Source organism: Streptomyces toyocaensis (assembly GCF_000725125.1).
Classification (GTDB): domain Bacteria; phylum Actinomycetota; class Actinomycetes; order Streptomycetales; family Streptomycetaceae; genus Streptomyces; species Streptomyces toyocaensis.
This window is the reverse complement of record NZ_JFCB01000040.1, coordinates 1-22,682: the sequence shown is the minus strand read 5'-3', so window position 1 is coordinate 22,682 and position 22,682 is coordinate 1. Positions and strand designations below refer to the sequence as shown.

Sequence of the window (22,682 nt, the reverse complement as noted above, 5' to 3'; positions counted from 1 at the left end):
GGTCGGGCCGGGGGCGTCCGTCCTCGGACCGGCGCGACCGGGTCGCCCGGTGGAGGTGCGGGGCACTTCTCCGCACCAGCCGCTGCGGGGCGCACACCCCCGCCCCGCCCCCTCCGCGCCGTACGCACCTGCCCCCCCGCGCCACTCCCGCCGCGCCCCGCGCCGCTCCCGCCGCTCCCGCCGCGCCCCGCGCCGCTCCCGCCGCTCCCGCCGCGCCCCGCGCCGCTCCCGCCGCCCGCCGTGCCGGTCTCGTCGCTCCCGCCGCCCGCCGTGCCGGTCTCGTCGCTCCCGCCGCCCGCCGTGCCGGTCTCGCCGCTCCCGCCGCCCGCCGTGCCGCTCCCGCCGCTCCCGCGGGCAGTCGTGCCGCTGGGGCGGCACGGGTGGGCGCGACGGCACTCCTCAAGCGCCGGGCTGCGCGACCTCCCCCCGGCCAGCATCCACCCAGAGCACCGCACCCACCCGGGGCACCCGGGAAGCACAGGGCGACACAACACCACCCGGCGTCAAAGCCGCCCGATGTCGCCGTACGGCATCCGCGGCGCCCGCCTCGCCGGCACACACCCACTCAGCAGGATCAACCGAGCGGCCCGATGCCGCTGCCCCGCGTACGGCTCCAGCAGCGACAGCATCACCGCGTCGTCCGCATACCGGTCCCGCGCCAGAGCCCACCCCACGATCCCGGGCAGATGCAGATCCCCCACGGTCACCGCGTCCACCGCGCCGTGACTCCGCTGCACCGTCTCCGCGGACGTCCACGGCCCGATCCCCGGCACCAGCTCCAGCCGCTCCTGTGCCGCCTCCGGAGGCATCCCCGCCGCCTCCTCCAGCCGCGCGGCGACCCGCACCGCCCGCAGCACCGTCGACGCCCGCTTGTCGTCGACCCCGGCGCGGTGCCACTCCCAGGAGGGGATCAGCGCCCAGGTGCGGGGCGCCGGCATCACCGACATCCGCTCCGGCGCGGGCCCGGGCGCGGGCTCGCCGTACTTCCGTACCAGCAGCCGCCACGCCCGGTACGCCTCACCCGCCGTGACCTTCTGTTCCAGGATCGACGGAATCAGCGACTCCAGCACGAGTCCGGTCCGCGTCAGCCGCAGTCCCGGACGCCGGTGCCGGGTCAGCGCCAGCAGCCGGTGCCGGGGCACGAAGGCGGACGGGTCGTCGGCCGCCCCGAGCAAGTCCGGCAGGCGCTCCAGGAACCATTCGGCACCCGGTCCCCACGCCTCGCCCCGGACCACACCGGCCCGCTGCGTCACCCGCAGTGTCCCCGGGCCCGCAGGCGTCAGGCCGGCCCGCCACACGGAGCCGTCCGGCAGCGCCCGGAACGTCGGATCGCCGGGCCCGCGCCGCAGCGGCCCGAGCACCAGGCCGAGGTCCAGCGGACCGTCCGGCACCCACGTCCGTACCCGTGCCGGGGGTGCCTGGCGGGGGACGCCCGCGGGCACGGCGACATGACCGCCGCGCACGGTCGTGCGGGTCGGGCGGGGAGCGAAACGTCCTGCCACGGGAGTCCCAGGGTGGAGAGGGGAGCGGGGGTGCCTCTAAGAGGGTAGGCGCCCGCGCGCCCGGCTCACCGCACCTCGATGAAGCCGTCCGGCTCCCGCTCGGGCCGCGGGCGCGGGTCCTCGGCCGGGTGGCCCACCGCGACCGCGCCCATCGGGTCCCAGCTCGCGGGCAGGTCCAGGACCTCGCGGACCACGTCGCGGCAGAACATCGTCGACGACACCCAGGCCGAGCCCAGCCGCTCCCCGGCCAGCGCGACCAGGAAGTTCTGGACACCCGCGCCCGTGGCGACCACGAACATCTCCCGCTCGGCGCCGTCCCGCCGCTCGTCCCCGTAGGTGTGCGCGCCGTCCATGACCAGGCAGGGCACGACCAGGCAGGGCGCGTCGCGCAGGACGTCGCCGCGGCGGACGCGCTTGGCGACGGACTCCTCCGACTTGCCGTCACGGCGCAGGTCCGCGATCCAGGCGTCACGCATCGCGTCCAGGAGACGGGTGCGGGACCCGGCGGACTCCAGCAGCACGAAACGCCACGGCGTGGTGTGGTGCGGGGCAGGTGCCGTCACCGCCGCCGCCACCGCGCGGCGCACCGCGCCCGGGTCGACCGGCTCGTCCGTGAAGGCCCGCACCGTACGGCGCTGGGTCACCGCCTGCCGTACGGCCTCCGACGTGCCCAGCCGGAACATGTCGTCGCGCGCGCCGCGCACCATCGCCCGCGCGCCCTCGCCGTCGTCGGACGCCACCACGTGCGGCAGCCCCCGGACGACGGCCACCGGGAGACCCGCCGCCTTGCCCTTGACCAGGTCGCCCGCGGCGGCGAGTTCGTCGGCCGTGGCGACGACGGTCGCGCCGAGGGGATTGCCGTGCGCGTCGGTGCCGCCGCGCAGGTCGTCCAGCACCCGTACGCCCGCCGCGCCGATCGCCACGTCGGTCAGCCCGGCCCGCCAGGGGCGGCCGAAGGTGTCCGTGACGAGCACGCCGACCTCGACGCCGAGCGCGGCACGCAGGCCCTCGCGGATCGCCCGCGCGGAGGCGTCCGGGTCCTCGGGCAGCAGCAGGACCGTGCCGGCGGGGGTGTTGGAGGCGTCGACCCCGGCCGCGGCCATGACCAGGCCCTGCCGGTTCTCCACGATGCGCAGGGGCCCGCGCCGGGCCACGACGCGTATCGTCTCCGCGTCGATCGCCGCCTCCCGGTCGGCCGCCTCGACCATCCGGCCCTCCGCCTTGGAGACGATCTTCGAGGTGACGAGCAGGACATCGCCGTCGGACAGGTCCGGTTCGGCGGCCGCGATCAGCTTGGCCAGGTCGTCGCCCCGGCGGACCTCGGGCAGGCCCGGTACGGCCCAGACGCGGTAGCCGCCGGGTGCGGGGTGCGCGTCGCTCATACCGCCCGGACCTCCTCGGCCAGTGTCAGCGCCTCCCGCGCCATCCGCGCGGCCGCGTCGACGTCGGTCATCATCAGCGGCACGGCGCGGCAGCGGATGCCGGCCGCCTCGACGCGCTCCACACAGCCCGCGTCCACGGTGTCGACCAGCCAGCCGTCCAGCAGGCCCGAGCCGTAGTGCTCGGCCACCGCGGGCGCCGTGGACTCCACGCCGACGGCCGCGAGCACCTTGTCGGCCATGCCCCGCACGGGCGCGTCCCCGATGATCGGCGACAGGCCGATCACCGGCACGCCCGCGTCGGCGATCGCCTCGCGGATGCCGGGAACGGCGAGGATGGTGCCGACGGAGACCACCGGGTTGGACGGCGGGAAGAGGATGACGTCGGCCTCCGCGATCGCCTCCAGGACACCCGGGGCCGGCTTCGCCTGCTCCGCGCCGACCGGTACGACCGCCTCGGCCGGCACCGAGGCCCGCAGCCGCACCCAGTACTCCTGGAAGTGGATCGCCCTGCGCTCGCCGGGCCCCTCGGCGGAGCCGTCGTCCGGCAGCGTGACCGCCACGTGTGTCTCCACGCGGTCGTCGGTCATCGGGATGAGGCGCACACCCGGCTTCCACCGGTCGCACAGCGCCTCGGTCACCGCGCTGAGCGGATATCCGGCGCCGAGCATCTGGGTCCGCACGATGTGCGTGGCGAAGTCACGGTCGCCGAGCCCGAACCACTCCGGGCCGACGCCGTACGCCGCGAGCTCCTCCTTGAGATGGAAGGTCTCGTCGGTCCGCCCCCAGCCCTGCTCCTCGTTGATGCCGCCGCCGAGCGTGTACATCACCGTGTCGAGATCCGGGCAGACCTTCAGCCCGAAGAGGTGGATGTCGTCCCCGGTGTTGCCGATGACGGTGACGTCCGCGTCCGGCACGGCCCTCTTCAGACCGCGCAGGAAACGGGCACCGCCGATGCCGCCTGCCAGAACCACAATGCGCATGGGGCCATCCTCGCAGGCCGCTACGACATCGCGTCAGGAAGTCACCGGCCCGGGCGCCGGGTGGGCCTCGCAGTGCGGGGCGACGAGGGGCTCCCCGGCCGAACGAGGCCCGGACGACGGGAGCATCGGCATCTCGGTCAGGCCCGGGTGGTAGATGTGCAGGCTGACCGCGGGATTCAGCGCGTCGTTGACGACCTCGTGCGCGTAGCCGGGGGCGAACACGCGCTGCGCGCCCGCCCGCAACGCGCGCGTGCCGCGCGCGGTGCGCTCGGTCAGCGTGCCGTCCAGGACGGTGAGCACGCCGGAGGAACGGCCGTGGTCGTGCAGCCCGCTGCCCTGGCCGGGCACCCAGGACAGCAGCCACACCTCGTAGCCGGGGCCGGTGCGCAGCCGGTGGTACCAGCGGCTGGTGGCGTCGTACCGGACGAGGTGCTCCCACTGGGAGCGGTCGGCGGCGATGGAGCGGGCCAGACCGGCGAACTCGGCGACGGTGGCCGGGTGCTCGCGCGGCGGCTGGAGCAGGTGCGGGACTTCGAGGATGTCACCGGCGATCTGGAGATCGCTGTCGCTGTTCATGGGCGCGGGGGTTCCTTGACGGTGAAGCGGCGGGGGGTGCGTGCGCCGCGTCACGCCCGGATCGCGGGCGGCGGCGAGGGTGCCCCGGTGGGAGCGGAGGAAACAGCGGCCGGGTCGCGTGGGACCCGGCGCCGGCGGGAGCGGTTGGGCTCAACAGCCGGAACAGCGACAGCTACAGCGAGCGCGGGCAGCACCGAGGAACCCGGCGGAGCGGGTCGTGGTGAGTACCTGATGCGCGAGCATGCCCCCTAGGACAGCGGTTCACTCCTGCACTGTCAACTCGACGCCCGGTATGTGGGACATGGTTCACCTCATCCGGTTCATCTCGCAGGTGAAAGGTTTGCTCAGTCGTTTCCCGGGACACAAGGTGCGCACGGCCGGGCGGCAGGCGCGCCGTTGCGATCCCGTGATCCGACTGTGATCCGGTTCGCTTCGTCGTGTGTGTCGGAACGAGATCGATCTCCTGGGCGTCCTCCCCGTAGAGGCTCAGTGTGGGGCTGGAAGCCCTCGCGGGTCCCATGCGTGTGTCAAGGTTTAGGGTGATTTGAACACTTTCTGCTCGGCCTTGGTTCCGCAGAGTGAATAAGGGGCCCAATAGCAGATCTCGGCTTGACTCGCCCGGAGCAGCACACTTGTAATTTCACTCGTGTCGTTCAGCCGGGATCGGTAACGGCTAGATCACGGGGACGCGAAAGACGGACGAGGGGCGCACATGACCGAGACGGTGCAGCAACTGCTGGTCGACGACGCGGACGAGGAACTCGGCTGGCAGGAGCGCGCGCTGTGCGCCCAGACCGACCCCGAGTCCTTCTTCCCCGAGAAGGGCGGCTCGACCCGGGAGGCCAAGAAGGTCTGCCTCGCCTGCGAGGTCCGCTCCGAGTGCCTCGAGTACGCCCTCGCCAACGACGAACGCTTCGGCATCTGGGGCGGCCTGTCCGAGCGTGAGCGCCGCCGGCTCAAGAAGGCCGCCGTCTGACGAACGGCGCATCACCGCCGTACGCACGTCATCTCCGTACGCACGTCACTTCGTACATACGTCACTTAAGGCCCGTCGCAGGTGGTTGTCCACAGGCGGCGGGCCGCTGTGGTGCCCAGCCGATAGTGTGGTCGCTCGTCCGAGACGCCCCGCTGCCCCCACCGGGCACGGGGGTCCCCACAGTCCACCGAACCGGGGCCCGTACCTCGATGTCCGTGCACAGCCACACGGCAGCCCGGCAAGACCTCGCTGCCACTCCTGAGTTCCCGCGTCACGTGGTGACCGCGGTCCTCGTCTCCCACGACGGCGCCCGCTGGCTGCCCGACACGCTCGCCGGGCTGCTCGGCCAGGAGCGCCCCGTCCAGTTCGCCATAGGCGCCGACACCGGCAGCGCGGACGACTCCGCCCGGCTGGTCTCCGAGGCCCTCGGCGACGACCACGTGCTGCATCTCGCCCGGCGCACCGGCTTCGGCCAGGCGGTCGAGGAGTGCAACCGCAGCGCCCCGCACCTCACGCCGGACGAGCTGCCGTACCTGAAGCGGCCGAGCGGCTGGGACCCGGCCACCCGCAGCTGGCGCGACGACGCCTACGACATGCCGGAACTCCCGCACGGCGAACCGGTGCAGTGGCTCTGGCTCCTGCACGACGACTGCGCCCCCGAACCCGACGCGCTGGCCCAGCTGCTGCGCGTCGTGGAGAACGAGTACGAGCTCGGCCGCGACGACGTGGCCGTGGTCGGCCCCAAACTCCGTGGCTGGTACGACCGCAGACAGCTGCTCGAGGTCGGCGTCTCCATCGCCAACTCCGGCCGCCGCTGGACCGGCCTGGACCGCCGCGAGCAGGACCAGGGCCAGCACGACCACGTACGGCCCGTGCTGTCGGTGTCCACCGCGGGCATGCTGGTCCGCCGCGACGTCTTCGACCGGCTCGGCGGATTCGACCGGCACCTCCCCCTCATGCGCGACGACGTCGACCTGTGCTGGCGCGCGCACTCGGCGGGACACCGGGTCCTGATCGCCCCCGACGCCGTCGTCCGGCACGCCGAGGCCGCCTCCCGCGAGCGCCGTACCGTCGACTGCGTGGGCCGCACCGCCGCCTCCCCGCACAAGGTGGACAAGGCCGGCGCCGTCTACACGCTGCTCGTCAACGCCCGTACCGCCGCGCTGCCCTGGGTGCTGCTCCGGGTCGTCCTCGGCACCCTGCTGCGGACCCTCGCCTACCTCGTCGGCAAGGCGCCCGGACAGGCCGTCGACGAGATCCGCGGCCTCATGGGCACCCTGCTGCGCCCCGAACGGATCCTGGCCGGACGGCGCCACCGCGGCAGCCCGCAGACCGACAAGGGCGAACTGCGGCCGCTGTTCCCGCCGCCCGGCGCGACCGTACGCGTCACCGTGGAGCAGGTCGCGAGCAACATCGTCGGCCGCTCCGACCCCGAGGCCGCCTCCGGCGCGGGACGGCACGGCAGCGCCATCGAGTCCGGACCCGGCGGTGACGACGCCGACTTCCTCGAGGTCGAGCAGTTCGCCCGGCTCAAGCGCATCGCGCGCAAGCCGGGACCGGTGCTCTTCCTCGTCCTGCTGCTGGTCTCCCTGGCGGCCTGCCGCGGGCTCCTCGGCGGCGGCGCGCTCGCGGGCGGTGCACTGCTCCCCGCGCCCGCCGACGCGGGTGACCTGTGGGCGCGCCACACCGACGCCTGGCACGCCGTGGGCGCCGGCGGCACCGGCTCCGCACCGCCCTACCTGGCGGTCGTCGCGGCGTTCGCCTCGCTCCTCCTCGGCTCCACCGGCCTCGCCGTCACGATCCTCCTGGTCTTCTCGGTGCCGCTGGCGGGCTTCACGGCGTACTTCGCCTCCCGCCCGCTCGTCGAGTCCCGGCTGCTGCGCGCGTGGGCGGCCGTCGCCTACGCCTTCCTGCCCGCCGCCACCGGCGCCCTGGCCGGCGGCCGCATCGGCACCGCCGTACTCGCCGTGCTGCTGCCGCTCGTCGCCCGCGCGGGCATCGCCGCGAGCGGCCTCGGCAACCCCTCGGGCGTACGCGGCAGTTGGCGCGCCACCTGGGCGTACGCGCTGCTGCTCACCGTCACCACCGCGTTCACCCCCATCGTGTGGCCCGTCGCCCTCGTTCTCGGCGTCGGCGTACTGGCCCTGCGCAGGACCGACATCCCCGCCTACGGACTCCGCTTCGTCGCCCAACTGGGCACGCCCCTGCTGGTCCTGGCCCCGTGGTCGCTCTCGCTGCTCCCCTTCGGCTTCTTCCGGGAGGCCGGTCTGGAGTACGGCCCCTCCGCCGCGTCCGCCCTCGACCTTCTCGGCGCGAGCCCGGGCGGCCCCGGCACGGGCAGCGGTCCGGTACTGACCGGCCTGGTGCTCGCCGCCCTCGCCGCCCTGCTCCGCGCCGAGCGCCGCACGGCCATCCTCACCGCGTGGACGGCCGCCCTCGTGGGCCTCGTCTTCGCGGTCCTGTCCAACAACACCGCCTGGGCCGGTCCCGCCACCCTCGTCTACGGCATCGCCGTGCTGGCCGCCGCCACGCTCGGCGCGGACGGCGCGCGTTCCCGTGTCGCCGAGCAGAGCTTCGGCTGGCGTCAGCCGGTCGCCGCCCTGATCGCCCTCGCCTGCGCCGTCGGTCCGCTGGTCCTCGCCGCCGGCTGGATGATCCGCGGCGCCGACGGACCCGTGGAGCGGCGCCACCCCGTCCAGGTGCCGGCCTTCGTCGCCGAGGAGAGCGGCACCCGCGACCAGGCCCGCACCCTGGTCCTCGACAGCGACTCCACCGCCCGGGTCGGCTACGTGCTGGTCCGCGGCTCCGGCGCCCGCATGGGCGACGCCGAGATCGCCGCGGTGGACGGCGAGAACAGCAGGCTCGACAAGGTCGTCGCCAACCTCGTCGCCGGATCCGGCGCCGACCAGGCCGACGAGCTCGGCGGCTTCGCCGTCCGCTACGTCCTGGTCCACCGGGGAGCGCCGCGCGAGGTCACCCGCGTCCTGGACGCCACACCCGGCCTGAGCCGGCTCAGCCAGCAGGCGGGTGGCGCCCTGTGGCGGGTCGACCGGCAGGTCGCCCGTGCGAGCATCGTCCCCGCCGGGGAGGGCGACGCGGAGCCACAGCCCGTCGCCGCGGGCCCGGTGGAGATCCACACCAGGATCCCGAACGGCGCCGAGGGCCGCGTCCTGCGCCTCGCCGACGCCGCCGCCGACGGCTGGACCGCCACCCTGGACGGCAAGCCGCTGACCCGCACCACGGTCGACGGCTGGGCCCAGGGCTTCGAACTCCCCTCCTCCGGCGGCACGCTGGACGTCACCTACGAGGACCCGGTCACCCACACCGCGTGGCTGTGGGCCCAGGGCCTGCTCGCCCTGGTCCTCGTCGTCATGGCGCTGCCCGGCCGCCGCCGGGACGTCGACGACGACCTGCCCGAGGAACCGCCCGTCCCCGCCGAGGCCCTGGCCGGCGAGGGCCGCCGGGCCCGCCGTCTGCGCGCCCAGGCGGAGGCGGAGGCCGCCCCGGAGGAAGCGACCGCCGAGGAAGAGGCCCCCGCCCCGCCGGCTCCCGTTCCCCAACAGCCCGACTACGGCGACTGGGACCCGGCGGCGCCCCCCACCGACAACGCCTACCCGGCCGACCCGTACCAGCAGCAGTACTCCACGGACGCCTACGGCCGCCCCTACCAGCCGGACGCCTACCAGCAGCAGTACGACCCGTACGCCTACGGCACCCAGCAGCAGCCGTACGACCAGACGTACACCCAGGACGGCTACGACCAGAACTACCCGCAGGGCTACGACACTTCGTACGACCCCAACGGCACGGGCAGTGAGCGTCCCGACGGGAGCCAGCAGTGAACCGCACGACCCTGTCCCTGATCGCGGGCGTGACCGCCCTCGCCGCCGTCACCGGCTTCGCCGCCGTGTCCTCACCCGGCACGGCCACCGACGAGCCGGCCAGGGCGGCGGCCCACCTCCCCGTGGAGCGCACGACCCTGCTGTGCCCCCAGCCGAGCGCCTCCGACCTGGCCGAGACGACGTACACGTCCTTCACGCCGGTCACCGAGGGCACGGAGAACGGGGGCAGGGCCGAACTCCGCCCGGCCACGAAGAACACGAAGTCCGGCGACAAGCCCGTACTGAACCCCGAGGCCCCCGGCAAACCGGTCACCGGGGATGCCTCCGGGGGCGAGGCCCCCGCCCTCGTCGGCACCGCGGAGGGCCGCTTCGCGCCCGGCTGGACCGTGCAGCAGACGACGGAGGTGGCCGCGGGCACCGGCCGGGGCCTGCAGGGCGTCACCTGCACGGCCGCCGACACCGAGTTCTGGTTCCCGGGCACGAGCACCGGCGCCGACCGCACCGACTACGTCCACCTGACCAACCCCGACGACTCGGCGGCGGTGGTGGACATCGAGCTCTACGGCAAGGACGGCGCCCTGAAGTCGACCGTGGGGGAGGGCATCACGGTCCAGCCGCACTCCGCCGAGCCGGTCCTGCTGTCCACGCTCACCGACGAGAAGCAGACCGACGTCACCGTGCATGTGGTGGTCCGCAGCGGCCGGGTCGGCGCGGCCGTACAGGCCCTGGACGACAAGCTGGGCGGCGACTGGCTGCCCGCGTCGACCGACCCGTCGGGCGGCCTGGTCCTGCCCGGCATCCCGAAGGACGCCACATCCGTACGCCTGGTCGCCTTCACCCCGCAGGACGCCGACGTCGACCTGAAGGTACGCCTCGCCTCCCCCTCCGGCCTGATCACCCCGGCCGGCAACGAGACCCTGCACGTGAAGGGCGGCATGACGGCGGCCGTCGACCTGGGCGACATCACCCGCGGTGAGGCCGGCTCCCTGGTGCTGACCGCGCCGGACGGCTCCGTGCCGGTCGTCGCGGCGGTACGGGTGCTGCGCGGCAAGGGGGACAAGCAGGAATCGGCGTTCATCCCGGCGGCACGACCGGTGGGGACGCGCGCGACGGCCGTGGACAACACGGCCAAGGGCACGACGCTCTCCGTGACCGCGCCCGAGGGCACCGCCACGGTCAAGGTGACCGCCTCCGCGGGCACGGAGGGGGGCGCGCCCGCGTCCAAGACGTACACGATCAAGTCGGGCACGACGCAGAACATCGAGGCGCCTTCCCACCCCGAGGGGACGTACGCCCTCACGCTCGAACCCGAGTCGGACACGCCGGTCTACGCCTCCCGCACCCTGGCGACGACGAAGGACGGCGTCCCGTTCTTCACCGTCCAGCCCCTCCCGGACGACCGGGGCACGGTGGCGGTACCGGAGGCGACGGAGGACCTGTCGGTTCTGCAGAGGTAGCGCCTCCGCCCAGGCGGGACCTACGGGGTGTCCGGCGTCGATGTGGCCCGGGGGAGGCTGCGCAGCCCGGCGCCCACGGGGTGCCGTCGCGCCCACCCTCCCCCACTCTCGGCTTCGCCCGAGCGGGGGGACCCCCATGAGCGGGAGGTACCCCCATCGCCCCAGCGGCACGACTGCCCGCGGGAATACGGGAACGCGGGAATGCGGGAACGCGGGCGCGGCGGGTGCGGCGGCCGGCGAAGACAGCGGAGGCGGCGGCCCGCGGAAGCGGCGGCAGGCGCGTACGGCGCGGGGTGCGGTGGGCGTGGGACAGCCGCCTACGGCGGGAAGGGGGCGGGGCGGGGGTGTGCGCCCGCAGCGGCTGGTGCGAACAAACGCCCCGCACCTCTACCGGCCGACCCGGTCGCGCCAGTCCGAGGACGGACACCCCCGACCCGACCCCGACCCACCCACCACCCGAAGGCGCTACCCGAGCCCAAACCGCTGGGAAAGCTGCGCCGCAGGCACACGACCCCCGGCCGGCACCTCGTCAGTCCTCCCCGTACCGAGGATCCACAGTCTCCGGCGTCAACCCCAGCAGGTCCGCCACCTGCTCGACCACGACCTCGTGCACCAGTGCCGCCCGCTCGTCCCGCCCCTTCGTCCGGATCTCGACCGGCCGCCGGTAGATCACCACTCGCGCCGGCCGCCCCTCGCGAGCGGTCACGGCCCCGCCCAGCGGCACCGCCTCGTTGCTCCAGCCCGCCCCCGCCCCCGCCCCCGCTCCCGCCCCCGCGCCATCCAGCCGCGGAACGTCCAGCACGAGGAAATCGATGTCGGCGAGCTGCGGCCACCGCCGCTCCAGCCGCTCCACCGAATCCTGAACAAGATCCGCGAACGTCTCCGCGCGGCTGGCGGCGAGCGGCACCTGGGGTGGTGCGATCGGCCCGCGCATGCCCCGGCCGTGGCGATCACGGCGTCGGGGCCCGGGGCCGGCGGGACGGGGAGTCACAGGGCTGTCCATCACTGCGAAGGGTAGTCGTCACATGGCCGCCCCGCCCGATCCCCGCACGCCTTCACGCCGACCCGCGCGGCATGTCACAACATGACCATTCCGGCCAAGGTTGGGCTCGTTTCCGTATCTCTTCGGACCGTTGGCCTCACGGTATTTGACGGTGTTTGTGCCAAATGCTGACCGGAATCAGAACCGGCCGTCCCGGCCCGCTCGCGCGTAGAACCAGGTCAGCAACGTCAGCCCAAAGGGGTATGTGGGGCGTTTCACACTACGACACGGTGGAGTGACCTGGTGGAGAGTCGTCGCGGCCCGCTCAAGAGTGCGGTACCGTCCAACATCGTGAGCCCTGTACGTCGCTGTTCGCGCACCGCCTGCGGCCGTCCCGCCGTCGCGACGCTGACGTACGTCTACGCCGACTCCACCGCGGTCCTCGGCCCCCTGGCCACCTACGCCGAACCCCACTGCTACGACCTGTGCGCCGAGCACTCCGAGCGCCTCACCGCACCGCGCGGCTGGGAGGTCGTCCGCCTCCTCGACGGCTCGGCCCCGGCCCAGCCCAGCGGGGACGACCTGGAGGCGCTGGCGAACGCGGTGCGCGAGGCGGCCCGCCCGCAGGAGCGAGCGGCCGGAGCCGCCGGCGGTTCCCGCACGGCCGACCCCATGGAGGTCGCACGCCGCGGCCACCTGCGAGTTCTCCGCTCCCCGGACAACTGACCCGGCAGCACCCCCGAACGCCGAACGCCGCCCGAGCCGTTCGCCCGCCGGCCCGGACACCGGGGCGAGGTCTCCCCCTCTACGGGTAGTTTGTGGTGACCGTGGTGACCATGGTGACCGACAGGACTTCCGGAAGGGCTGGCCGTGGCTGCTGATCTGTCGCAGATCGTGAAGGCGTACGACGTGCGCGGAGTCGTCCCCGACCAGTGGGACGAGACGCTCGCCGAGCTCTTCGGTGCCGCCTTCGCCCGGGTGACCGGCGCGACCGCCGTCGTCACCGGGCATGACATGCGACCGTCGTCCCCCGCCCTGTCGGGCGCGTTCGCGCGCGGAGCGGCGGCCCAGGGCGTCGACGTGACCGAGATCGGCCTGTGCTCGACGGACCAGCTGTACTACGCCTCGGGCGCCCTGAACCTCCCGGGCGCCATGTTCACGGCCTCGCACAACCCGGCGCGGTACAACGGCATCAAGCTGTGCCGCGCGGGCGCCGCCCCGGTCGGCCAGGACACGGGCCTGACGGAGATCCGGGAACTCGTCGAGCGGTGGAGCGAGTCGGGCGCCCCCGAGCCGGCCGCGGGCGGGCCCGGGACGATCACCCGGCGCGACACGCTGGACGACTACGCGGCGCACCTGCGCTCGCTCGTCGACCTCACGTCCGTCCGCCCCCTGAAGGTCGTCGTCGACGCGGGCAACGGCATGGGCGGGCACACCGTGCCGACGGTCTTCGCCGGCCTGCCGCTCACCCTCGTCCCGATGTACTTCGAACTCGACGGGACCTTCCCCAACCACGAGGCCAATCCCCTCGACCCGGCCAACCTCGTCGACCTGCAGAAGCGGGTCCGTGAGGAGGGCGCCGACCTCGGCCTCGCCTTCGACGGCGACGCCGACCGCTGCTTCGTCGTCGACGAGCGCGGCGAACCGGTCTCCCCGTCGGCGATCACCGCCCTGGTGGCCTCCCGCGAGCTGGCGCGCAACGGCGGCAAGGGCACGATCATCCACAACCTGATCACGTCGTGGTCGGTCCCCGAGGTCGTGCGGGAGAACGGCGGCACGCCCGCCCGCACCCGTGTGGGCCACTCCTTCATCAAGGCCGAGATGGCCAGGAGCGGCGCGATCTTCGGCGGAGAGCACTCCGCCCACTACTACTTCCGCGACTTCTGGAACGCGGACACGGGCATGCTGGCCGCCCTGCACGTCCTCGCCGCCCTCGGCGGTCAGCAGGGCACCCTCTCCGCGCTGGTCGCCCAGTACGACCGTTACTCCGGTTCCGGCGAGATCAACTCCACCGTGGACGACCAGGTGGCCCGCCTCGCCGCGATCAGAGCCGCGTACGAGGGCCGCGAGGGCATCACCCTGGACGAGCTGGACGGCCTCACCGTCACCTCCGCCGACTGGTGGTTCAACGTCCGCCCCTCCAACACGGAACCGCTCCTCCGCCTGAACGCGGAGGCCCGCGACGAGGCGACGATGACGAAGATCCGCGACGAGGCCCTGGCCCTCATCAGGTCCTCCTGACCGCGCCACCCGCCGACCCCGCCGCCCACCCCCCACCGGCGGTACCCTGACCAGCACATCCACCCAGCGAAGGGACCCCCATGCCACTCGAAGCCGGCCTCCTGGAGATCCTCGCCTGCCCGGCCTGCCACTCCCCCCTCAAGGAGCGGGACACCGAGCTGATCTGCACCGGTCAGGACTGTGGCCTGGCCTACCCCGTCCGCGACGGCATCCCCGTCCTCCTCGTCGACGAAGCCCGCCGCCCCGCATAACCGACGATCCGGCCCGCGCCCGCGCCCGCGACCGGTGCCCCGCGCACCGACGCGGCCCCGCCGATCGAAGATCGGAGCCTGCCGCCCATGCTCGACGAATCGCTGCTCGACTCACCGGAGGGCCTCGCCGAGGCCGACCGCCGCGCACTGCTCCGCGGCGCCGCGGAAGCGGGCGCCCGCGTCCGCACCGCCGCGCGGCTCGCCGCCGAAGCCGGCGTCAACGACCTCAAGCCCGACGGCCGCCCCCGCGCGGTGCTGATCGCCGGCCCCGGCGCCGCCGCCACCCAGACCGCCGACCTCCTCGGCACCCTGGCCGGCGCGGGCAGTCCCGTCACCCGGCTCGCCCCCACCGGCGTCGCCCCCGCCGCGGGAGCCCTGCGCTGGGAACTGCCCGGCTGGGCCGGCTCCGTCGACCTGTTGCTGATCGCCACCCCCGACGGCACCGAACCGGGCCTGTCCCTGCTCGCGGAACAGGCGTACCGCCGCGGCTGCACCGTCGTCGCCGTGGCCCCCGCCCGTACCCCGCTCGCCGACACGGTGAACGGCTCCGTCGGCCTGTTCGTCCCCATGGCCACGGCCCCCTACGACCAGGACGAACCCCTCGCCGCCTCAGCCCCCGGCGTCCTGTGGGCGCTGCTCACCCCGCTGCTCGCCCTCCTGGACCGCGCGGGCCTGCTCGGCGCCCCGCAGGACGCCCTGGAGAAGGTCGCCGACCGTCTCGACGGCATCGCCGAACGCTGCGGACCCGCCATCGCGACCTACAGCAACCCCGCCAAGACCCTGGCCGCCGAACTCGCCGACGCGCTGCCCGTCGTATGGACCGAAGGGGTCTCGGCCGGCCCGGCGGGCCGCCGTTTCGCCGCGGCCCTCGCCGAACTCTCCGGCACTCCCGCCGTGGTGGCCGAACTTCCCGAAGCGCTCGCCGCGCACAGCGCACTGCTCGCCGGCCCGCTCGCCGCCAGCGCGGACCCGGAGGACTTCTTCCGCGACCGCGTCGAGGAGGCGCCCGCCCTGCACGCGCGCGTGGTGCTGCTCCGCGACCGCCCGATCGGCGGCCTCACCGCCGCTCCCGCCGCCCGGGAGCTGGCGCTCACCCACGACACACCGATCAGCGAGCTGGAACCGGAGGCGGGCGGCGAGCTGGAGACCCTCGCGGAACTGATCGCCGTCACGGATTTCGCCGCCGTTTACCTGGCGCTCGCCTCGGGCGCCTGATCATGCCCGGGTACCGCTGAACCCACCTATCGCGCAGACGCACGCAGCCGCACGGCACCACGCGCCCGCACGAGAACCGGCAGAAGGAACGCAGAGAACCCCATGGACCGCCTCGACAACACGATCCGCCCCTACGCCTGGGGTTCCACCACCGCCATCCCGCGGCTGCTCGGCACCGAACCGACCGGCGAGCCGCAGGCGGAGATGTGGATGGGCGCCCACCCCGGCGCGCCCTCGCGCACCGAGCGGGGCACCCTCGTCGAGGTCATCGACACCGACCCGGAGAGGGAACTCGGAGCGGACTCGGTCGCCAGGTTCGGCCCCCGGCTGCCCTTCCTCCTCAAACTCCTCGCCGCCGGCGCCCCCCTCTCCCTCCAGGTCCACCCCGACCTGGCGCAGGCGCAGGAGGGGTACGCGGACGAGGAGAGCCGGGGCGTCCCCGTGACCGCCCCGCACCGCAACTACAAGGACGCCAACCACAAGCCGGAACTGGTCTGTGCCCTCACCGAGTTCGACGGACTGTGCGGCTTCCGCGACCCGCTGCGCACCGCCGGGCTCCTCGACGGCCTCGGCGTGGACTCCCTCAAGCCGTACGTCGACCTGCTGCACGCCCACCCGGAAGAGGCGGCCCTGCGCGAGGTCCTCACCGCGATCCTCACCGCCGACCCCGAGGAGATGGCCCGCACCGTCGCCGAGACGGCCGCCGCCTGCGACCGGCTCGGCGGTGCCTACGCCCCGTACGCCGACATCGCCCACCACTACCCGGGCGACCCCGGCGTCATCGCCGCGCTGCTCCTCAACCACGTCCGGCTCCAGCCCGGCGAGGCCCTCTTCCTCGGCGCCGGCGTCCCGCACGCCTATCTCAACGGTCTCGGCGTCGAGATCATGGCCAACTCCGACAACGTCCTGCGATGCGGCCTGACCCCCAAGCACGTCGACGTCCCCGAACTCCTGCGCATCGTCCGCTTCGAGGCCGGCGACCCCGGTGTGCTGCGCCCGGAGGCCGGCCCGGACGGCGAGGAGGTCTACGAGACCCCCGTCGACGAGTTCCGCCTCTCCCGCTACGTCCTCCCGGAGGGCGGCACCACCCACGACCTCACCCTCGCCACCCCGCAGATCCTGCTCTGCACCGCCGGCTCCGTCCGGGCGGGCGAGCACACGCTGGCTCCGGGCCGTTCCGTCTTCGTCCCGGCCGGTGAGAAAGCCGAAGCATCGGGTACCGGAACGCTGTTCAGGGCCACGGTCGTCGCCTGATCATCCCGTGACGGCGACCTGACACGCCGTCGCCCGACGGGGCTGCAACAATGTCCCACCGTCACAGGACGGGCGGCACCCGGGGCGGCGTACGCACACGCCTGCCCGGACCCCACACGGCGTACGAAGGGACAACGCGAACACATGAGCGCGTCAGGCGGCACCAAGGCGATCGTGGCGGCACTCGCCGCCAACCTCGCGATCGCGGTAGCGAAGTTCGTGGCGTTCCTCTTCAGCAACTCGTCGTCGATGCTCGCCGAGTCGGTGCACTCGCTCGCCGACTCCGGCAACCAGGCCCTGCTGCTGGTCGGCGGTAAGAGGGCCCAGCGCCAGGCGACCCCGCAGCACCCCTTCGGCTACGGCCGCGAGCGCTACATCTACGCCTTCCTCGTCTCCATCGTGCTCTTCTCCGTCGGTGGCATGTTCGCCCTCTACGAGGGCTACGAGAAGATCAAGCACCCGCACGAGCTGGAGCACTGGTACTGGCCGGTCGGCGTCCTGATCTTCGCGATCATCGCCGAGACCTTCTCCTTCCGTACCGCCATCAAGGAGTCCAACGTCCTGCGCGGCCGGCGCTCCTGGAAGGAGTTCGTCCGCCACGCCAAGGCGCCCGAACTGCCGGTCGTCCTCCTGGAGGACCTCGGCGCGCTCGTCGGCCTCGTCCTCGCCCTCGGCGGTGTCGGCCTGGCCCTGGCCACCGGCGACAGCGTCTGGGACGGCATCGGCACCCTGTGCATCGGTGTCCTGCTCATCGTGATCGCCCTGGTCCTCGCCGTCGAGACGAAGTCGCTGCTGCTCGGTGAGGCCGCGGGTGCCGAGGAGACGCGGAAGATCGAGGCCGCCGTCGTCGACGGCGACACCGTCACCCGCATCATCCACATGCGCACCCTCCACATCGGTCCGGAGGAGCTGCTGGTCGCCGCGAAGATCGCCGTCCGGCACGACGACACCGCCACCGACATCGCCTCCGCCATCGACGCCGCCGAGTCCCGCATCCGCGAGGCCGTCCCGATCGCCCGCGTGATCTACCTCGAACCCGACATCTACAGCGAGACGGAAGCCGCCAAGGGCCCCGACCCCCAGGCCACCCCCGGCGGCCCCGCACCCCACGGCACCGAGCACTAGGCGCCCCGATCACCCGCCGCGCGGAGCGCACGCGCGGGACGAGGCCCGGCGGCCCCCAGATCGGCCTGATGTGTACGCGGCCGGACTGGGGGTCGCCGGGCCTCGCGGTGTAGCTTGGGACGGAGCCAGACGTCGCTGCTGATGGCGGTCGGTCGGTCCCACCGGGGTCCGGCCGAGGGAGAGAGGGCCTCCGACGGACTGCGCTGCGCGCACGCGGCATGCCCGTGTCCTCTTCGGGCACCCCATGTGTCCGCCGCCGCGCAGACCAGCCGTACCCACCTCGACCCACACCCCGAGGAGCAGCTCGTAATGACGACTGTCGACAACCGACAGGACTTCAAGGTCGCCGACCTCTCCCTGGCCGAGTTCGGCCGCAAGGAGATCACCCTCGCCGAGCACGAGATGCCCGGCCTGATGGCGATCCGCAAGGAGTACGCCGAGGCCCAGCCCCTGGCCGGCGCCCGGGTCACCGGCTCGCTGCACATGACCGTGCAGACCGCCGTGCTCATCGAGACCCTGGTCGCCCTCGGTGCCCGCGTCCGCTGGGCGTCCTGCAACATCTTCTCCACCCAGGACCACGCCGCGGCCGCCATCGCCGTCGGCCCGGACGGCACGCCCGACAACCCCCGCGGCGTCCCGGTCTTCGCCTGGAAGGGCGAGACCCTCCAGGAGTACTGGTGGTGCACGGAGCAGGCGCTGACCTGGCCGGACAGCCCCACCGGCGGCCCCAACATGATCCTCGACGACGGTGGTGACGCCACCCTCCTCGTCCACAAGGGCGTCGAGTACGAGAAGGACGGCAAGGCCCCCTCGCCCGACACCGCCGAGTCCGACGAGCACCGCGTCATCCTGGAACTGCTCAACCGCACCCTGGGCGAGAACCCGCAGAAGTGGACCCAGCTCTCCTCCGAGATCCGCGGTGTCACCGAGGAGACCACGACCGGCGTCCACCGCCTGTACGAGATGCAGCGCGACGGCATCCTCCTGTTCCCGGCGATCAACGTCAACGACGCCGTCACCAAGTCGAAGTTCGACAACAAGTACGGCTGCCGCCACTCGCTGATCGACGGCATCAACCGCGCCACCGACACCCTGATCGGCGGCAAGACCGCCGTCGTGTGCGGCTACGGTGACGTGGGCAAGGGCTGCGCGGAGTCCCTGCGCGGCCAGGGCGCCCGCGTGATCATCACCGAGATCGACCCGATCTGCGCCCTGCAGGCCGCGATGGACGGCTACCAGGTGACCACCTTGGACGAGGTCGTCGACCAGGCCGACATCTTCATCACCACGACCGGCAACAAGGACATCATCATGGCCTCGGACATGGCCAAGATGAAGCACCAGGCGATCGTGGGCAACATCGGCCACTTCGACAACGAGATCGACATGGCCGGCCTCGCGCAGGTCCCGGGCATCGTCAAGGACGAGATCAAGCCGCAGGTCCACACCTGGACCTTCGCGGACGGCAAGAAGATCATCGTGCTGTCCGAGGGCCGCCTGCTGAACCTGGGCAACGCCACCGGTCACCCGTCGTTCGTGATGTCCAACTCCTTCGCGGACCAGACGCTGGCCCAGATCGAGCTGTTCACCAAGCCCGACGAGTACCCGACCGGCGTCTACGTGCTGCCCAAGCACCTCGACGAGAAGGTCGCCCGCCTGCACCTCGACGCGCTCGGCGTGAAGCTGACCACCCTCCGCCCCGAGCAGGCCGAGTACATCGGCGTCCAGGTCGAGGGCCCGTACAAGTCGGACCACTACCGCTACTGAGCCGACGCTCCCACCGCGGGGAGCACGTCCGGGCCACGGACGCGTTCCCCGGCGGCAGGTCCTCCGAGGCAGGCCCCCGCACCCCCGTGCCGGGGGCCTGCCCCGTTGGCGGACCGGCGACCGGCCCAGCTCGTCACGACCCAGGACCCCCATGCCCCGCGGCCGCTATTCGCTCCACGATCCGCACGATCACACCCCCCTCGCGGAAGAGCACTTCCAGTGCGCCCCCGGCCCCTCCGGCTGGCGCTACGTCTCCCAGCTCACCGCCCCCTCCGGCGATCACCTGGGCTCGGTCGACCTCGCCCTCGACGAACTCGGCCGCCCCATCCGCCTCGAACTGCACGCCGGGAGCTGGCAGGTCCGCGGCGCCGCTCTCGACGGCGTCACCTGGGTCCGCACCGACCCCTCCGGAGTCCACGCCACCGAAGGCAACGTGCGCGCCCACGCCTTCACCGGATCGTCCCCCGCCTTCCTCGTCGCCACCGCCCGGCTGCTGCGCCTCACCCCCTCCGCCACGGCCACCCGCGTACGCCTCGTCGCCTTCACGGACCCGGTCCTCGCCCCGCGCACCCTGGACCAGTCCTGGGCGCTGGTGGACAGAGAAACACACGCCACTGACAACGGCCCCCTGACCGTGGACGCGTACCGGGTCACAGCCCTGGACACGGGCGAACAGCACGCCGTGCACCTCGCCGGCGACGTGGTCCTCGCCGCCCCCGGAGTCGAGCTGGAAGACCTCGCGTCCCCACCGTCGGCCTTCGGCTGACCGACGAGTCCCGAGCCCCCGAGCCCCTACGCCGGCGGTACGAACCCCGTGGACGGCCGGTCGGCCGATGACGCCCCGCCCCGCGGAGCGGCGTCCGGATGCGCCGGCGGAACGGGCGGCCCGGCCACCGGCGGCACGGCCGCGGAAGGGCGCACGGCCGGGACATGGCCACCCGGGGCGCCCGACGCCCCGACCTGCCCGGCACCCGGGACGGCCCCGTCCCCGAACGTCCGCCGGGCCTCCCGGGCCTGCCGCTCCTGCACCACCGCCGCCAGATAGGCCGCAGGCGGCACCCCCGGCGGCACCGGCGCCCCCGTACGGTCCGCCAGGTCCGTGGCCAGCCGCTCGGCCATCGACCAGCCGACCTGCGGGTCGAGCTGCCGCATCCGGGTCAGGTACTGGCGGACGGCAAGCCACAGGGCATCGGGCACCGCCGACAGATCAAGTCCCGAGAAACGCCCCGCCAGCCACGGAGGCGGCGGCGGCACGAAGTCCGCCCGCCCGGCCGGCACCCGCTCCCGCACGACCAGCGTCCCCGCGAACACGTCACCGAGCCGCCGGCCACGCGCCGAGACCAGCGAGGCGACGCACGCCACGACACCGAACGTCATCAGGATCTCGATCACACCGATCAGGCCCCGCACCAGCGCGTGCCGGAACCGGATCGGACCGCCGTCGTCCCGCACCACCCGCAGCCCGAACGCCATCTTCCCGAGCGACCGTCCGTGGCTCAGCGTCTCGACCACGATCGGCCCGCCCACCAGCACCAGGACGAACACCGCGATCGATATCGCCGTCTGCGCCGCCTGGTCCAACGAGGCCGTCGCGGCCACGAGGCCGATGGTCACCGCGATGTACACGGCGACGGCCACCGCCAGATCGAGCAGCACGGCCAGCGCCCTGCTGGGCAGCCTCGCGGGGCGCAGCTCCAACGCCACCGCCTCGCCCGTCACCAGCTCACTCACGCCCGCCGCCCTTCCCTGGTCTGCCCCGAACACCGTCAGTCTGCCAAGCTGATGACCCGACCGCCGACGAACAGCCGGGGAGCAGGCACACCGATGGACCTCGACGTCTTCGTCTCCGCCCACCGCGCGGAGTGGGACCGCCTCGACGCCCTTCTGCGGCGCCAGCGCCGCCTCACCGGCGCGGAGGCCGACGAACTCGTCGTGCTCTACCAGCGCACCGCCACCCACCTCTCCCTGATCCAGTCGGCCGCTCCCGATCCCCAGCTGACCGGCAGGCTCAGCCAACTGGTGGCACGCGCGCGCAGCGCCGTCACCGGCGCCCGCCGAGCGTCCTGGCGGGACGTGACGCGGTTCCTGACCCACAGCTTCCCGGCCGCCGTCTACAGGTCACGCCACTGGTGGGTGCCCACGGCCCTGCTCTCCACAGCCGTGGCGGTCCTGCTCGGCTGGTGGGTCGGCACGCACCCCGACGTACAGGCGTCCATCGCCGCCCCCAGCGAGCTGCGCGAGCTCACCCGCCCCGGCGGCCAGTACGAGACGTACTACTCGAGCAACCCCGCGGCCTCCTTCGCCGCACAGGTGTGGACGAACAACGCCTGGGCCGCGGCGCTCTGCCTGATCCTGGGAATCTTCCTCGGCCTGCCGGTCCTCTGGATCCTCTTCCAGAACATGCTCAACCTCGGCATCGGCTTCGGCCTGATGTCCTCGGCCGGGCGCCTCGACACGTTCCTCGGCCTGGTCCTGCCGCACGGTCTGCTGGAACTCACCGCCGTCTTCGTCGCCGCCGGGACCGGGCTCCGCCTCGGCTGGACCGTCATCGACCCGGGCCCCCGCACGCGGCGCACGGCCCTGGCGGAAGAGGGCCGCGCAGCCCTTGCCATGGCCATCGGTCTCGCCCTGGTCCTCTTCGTGTCGGGCGCCATCGAAGGCTTCGTCACGCCGTCGGGTCTGCCCACCTGGGCACGCATCACCGTCGGGGTCATCGCCGAGCTGGCCTTCCTGGCCTACGTCTACGGGCTGGGCCGGCGTGCCGCGCGCGCCGGCGCGACGGGCGACCTCGAAGCGTCCGAGCGCAGTGCCGACGTGCCCATGGCCGCCTGATGTGCGAGTGAGCCCGTCGAGCTGCTAGTCTCCTCTTCGCCCCGCAGGAGCCGTTGACACGGCGCGTGTGGGGAGGTAGATTCGAACAGTTGCCTGGAGGCGGGGTACGACCCGCAAGGTGGCAGTGAGCATCTAGCCGCTTCTCGACGAAACGATGATTTCGCGGAAGCACCTCCCGATGAATCGGAAAACGAAGGCCGGTCAATCCGCCCCGAAACTTCTGATAAAGTCGGATCCGCCGGAAAGGAAAACGCGAAAGCGTGGACCTGGAAAGCACCGAGGAAATCGGATCGAAAAGAT

18 protein-coding genes are annotated in these 22,682 nt (G+C 73.3%); 12 read left to right on the top strand and 6 right to left on the bottom strand.

Going from position 1 to position 22,682, the window contains the following annotated elements:
* Nucleotides 1-503: 503 nt before the first annotated feature.
* From BU52_RS29215 to BU52_RS29200, 4 genes are all read right to left on the bottom strand, one after another.
* A complete protein-coding gene (locus BU52_RS29215; protein WP_037940107.1) occupies nt 504-1,502 on the bottom strand; it encodes a DNA-3-methyladenine glycosylase family protein in 999 nt (332 codons plus the stop codon).
* A 65-nt stretch (nt 1,503-1,567) separates the two neighbouring features.
* On the bottom strand, nt 1,568-2,884 hold the full coding sequence (locus tag BU52_RS29210; RefSeq protein WP_037940106.1) for a coenzyme F420-0:L-glutamate ligase: 1,317 nt from the start codon (nt 2,882-2,884) through the stop codon (nt 1,568-1,570).
* Nucleotides 2,881-3,864, bottom strand: coding sequence for a 2-phospho-L-lactate transferase (cofD, locus tag BU52_RS29205; protein WP_037940104.1), 984 nt, complete (start codon nt 3,862-3,864; stop codon nt 2,881-2,883). Before cofD ends, BU52_RS29210 begins: the two co-directional genes overlap by 4 nt.
* 33 nt (nt 3,865-3,897) lie before the next feature.
* On the bottom strand, nt 3,898-4,440 hold the full coding sequence (locus BU52_RS29200; RefSeq protein ID WP_037940102.1) for a cysteine dioxygenase: 543 nt from the start codon (nt 4,438-4,440) through the stop codon (nt 3,898-3,900).
* 712 nt (nt 4,441-5,152) lie between these two features.
* Between BU52_RS29200 and BU52_RS29195 the strand changes: the two genes are divergently transcribed.
* The 3 genes from BU52_RS29195 (at nt 5,153) to BU52_RS29185 (ending at nt 10,715) form a co-directional block, all read left to right on the top strand.
* Complete coding sequence (locus BU52_RS29195; RefSeq protein WP_010034659.1) at nt 5,153-5,416, top strand: WhiB family transcriptional regulator; 264 nt, start codon at nt 5,153-5,155, stop codon at nt 5,414-5,416.
* Nucleotides 5,417-5,625: 209 nt separating this feature from the next.
* Nucleotides 5,626-9,258, top strand: a complete 3,633-nt coding sequence (locus tag BU52_RS29190) for a glycosyltransferase (protein ID WP_078903506.1) — start codon at nt 5,626-5,628, stop codon at nt 9,256-9,258.
* Nucleotides 9,255-10,715, top strand: coding sequence for a DUF5719 family protein (locus tag BU52_RS29185; RefSeq protein ID WP_037940100.1), 1,461 nt, complete (start codon nt 9,255-9,257; stop codon nt 10,713-10,715). Before BU52_RS29190 ends, BU52_RS29185 begins: the two co-directional genes overlap by 4 nt.
* A gap of 529 nt (nt 10,716-11,244) precedes the next feature.
* On the opposite strand, the gene BU52_RS29180 is transcribed toward BU52_RS29185, so the two are convergent.
* Nucleotides 11,245-11,718, bottom strand: a complete 474-nt coding sequence (locus BU52_RS29180) for a metallopeptidase family protein (protein WP_078903508.1) — start codon at nt 11,716-11,718, stop codon at nt 11,245-11,247.
* A 282-nt stretch (nt 11,719-12,000) separates the two neighbouring features.
* Between BU52_RS29180 and BU52_RS29175 the strand changes: the two genes are divergently transcribed.
* From BU52_RS29175 to BU52_RS29145, 8 genes are all read left to right on the top strand, one after another.
* Complete coding sequence (locus BU52_RS29175) at nt 12,001-12,423, top strand: DUF3499 domain-containing protein (protein ID WP_037940096.1); 423 nt, start codon at nt 12,001-12,003, stop codon at nt 12,421-12,423.
* 144 nt (nt 12,424-12,567) lie between these two features.
* Entirely contained in the window at nt 12,568-13,938 is a 1,371-nt protein-coding gene (locus BU52_RS29170) for a phosphomannomutase/phosphoglucomutase (protein WP_037940093.1), read from the top strand.
* 80 nt (nt 13,939-14,018) lie between these two features.
* Entirely contained in the window at nt 14,019-14,189 is a 171-nt protein-coding gene (locus BU52_RS34280) for a Trm112 family protein (protein WP_078903505.1), read from the top strand.
* 87 nt (nt 14,190-14,276) lie between these two features.
* On the top strand, nt 14,277-15,404 hold the full coding sequence (locus BU52_RS29165; protein ID WP_037940092.1) for an SIS domain-containing protein: 1,128 nt from the start codon (nt 14,277-14,279) through the stop codon (nt 15,402-15,404).
* Nucleotides 15,405-15,506: 102 nt separating this feature from the next.
* Nucleotides 15,507-16,658, top strand: a complete 1,152-nt coding sequence (gene manA, locus BU52_RS29160; RefSeq protein WP_037940090.1) for a mannose-6-phosphate isomerase, class I — start codon at nt 15,507-15,509, stop codon at nt 16,656-16,658.
* Between the two features lie 144 nt (nt 16,659-16,802).
* The gene (locus BU52_RS29155; RefSeq protein WP_037940087.1) at nt 16,803-17,783 is read left to right on the top strand and encodes a cation diffusion facilitator family transporter; all 981 of its coding nucleotides are present in this window, start codon (nt 16,803-16,805) and stop codon (nt 17,781-17,783) included.
* Nucleotides 17,784-18,092: 309 nt separating this feature from the next.
* The gene (ahcY, locus tag BU52_RS29150) at nt 18,093-19,550 is read left to right on the top strand and encodes an adenosylhomocysteinase (protein ID WP_037940085.1); all 1,458 of its coding nucleotides are present in this window, start codon (nt 18,093-18,095) and stop codon (nt 19,548-19,550) included.
* A 151-nt stretch (nt 19,551-19,701) separates the two neighbouring features.
* Nucleotides 19,702-20,316 (top strand): hypothetical protein, encoded by a 615-nt coding sequence (locus BU52_RS29145; RefSeq protein ID WP_037940083.1) that lies wholly within the window; start codon nt 19,702-19,704, stop codon nt 20,314-20,316.
* A gap of 26 nt (nt 20,317-20,342) precedes the next feature.
* Here the strand turns inward: BU52_RS29145 and BU52_RS29140 are convergent, their stop codons facing one another.
* A complete protein-coding gene (locus BU52_RS29140) occupies nt 20,343-21,281 on the bottom strand; it encodes an RDD family protein (protein WP_037940081.1) in 939 nt (312 codons plus the stop codon).
* Between the two features lie 93 nt (nt 21,282-21,374).
* On the opposite strand from BU52_RS29140, the gene BU52_RS29135 reads away from it, so the two are divergent.
* Nucleotides 21,375-22,382: a stage II sporulation protein M gene (locus BU52_RS29135; RefSeq protein WP_037940078.1), complete on the top strand. Its 1,008-nt coding sequence runs from the start codon at nt 21,375-21,377 to the stop codon at nt 22,380-22,382.
* The last annotated feature ends 300 nt before the right edge of the window (nt 22,383-22,682 follow it).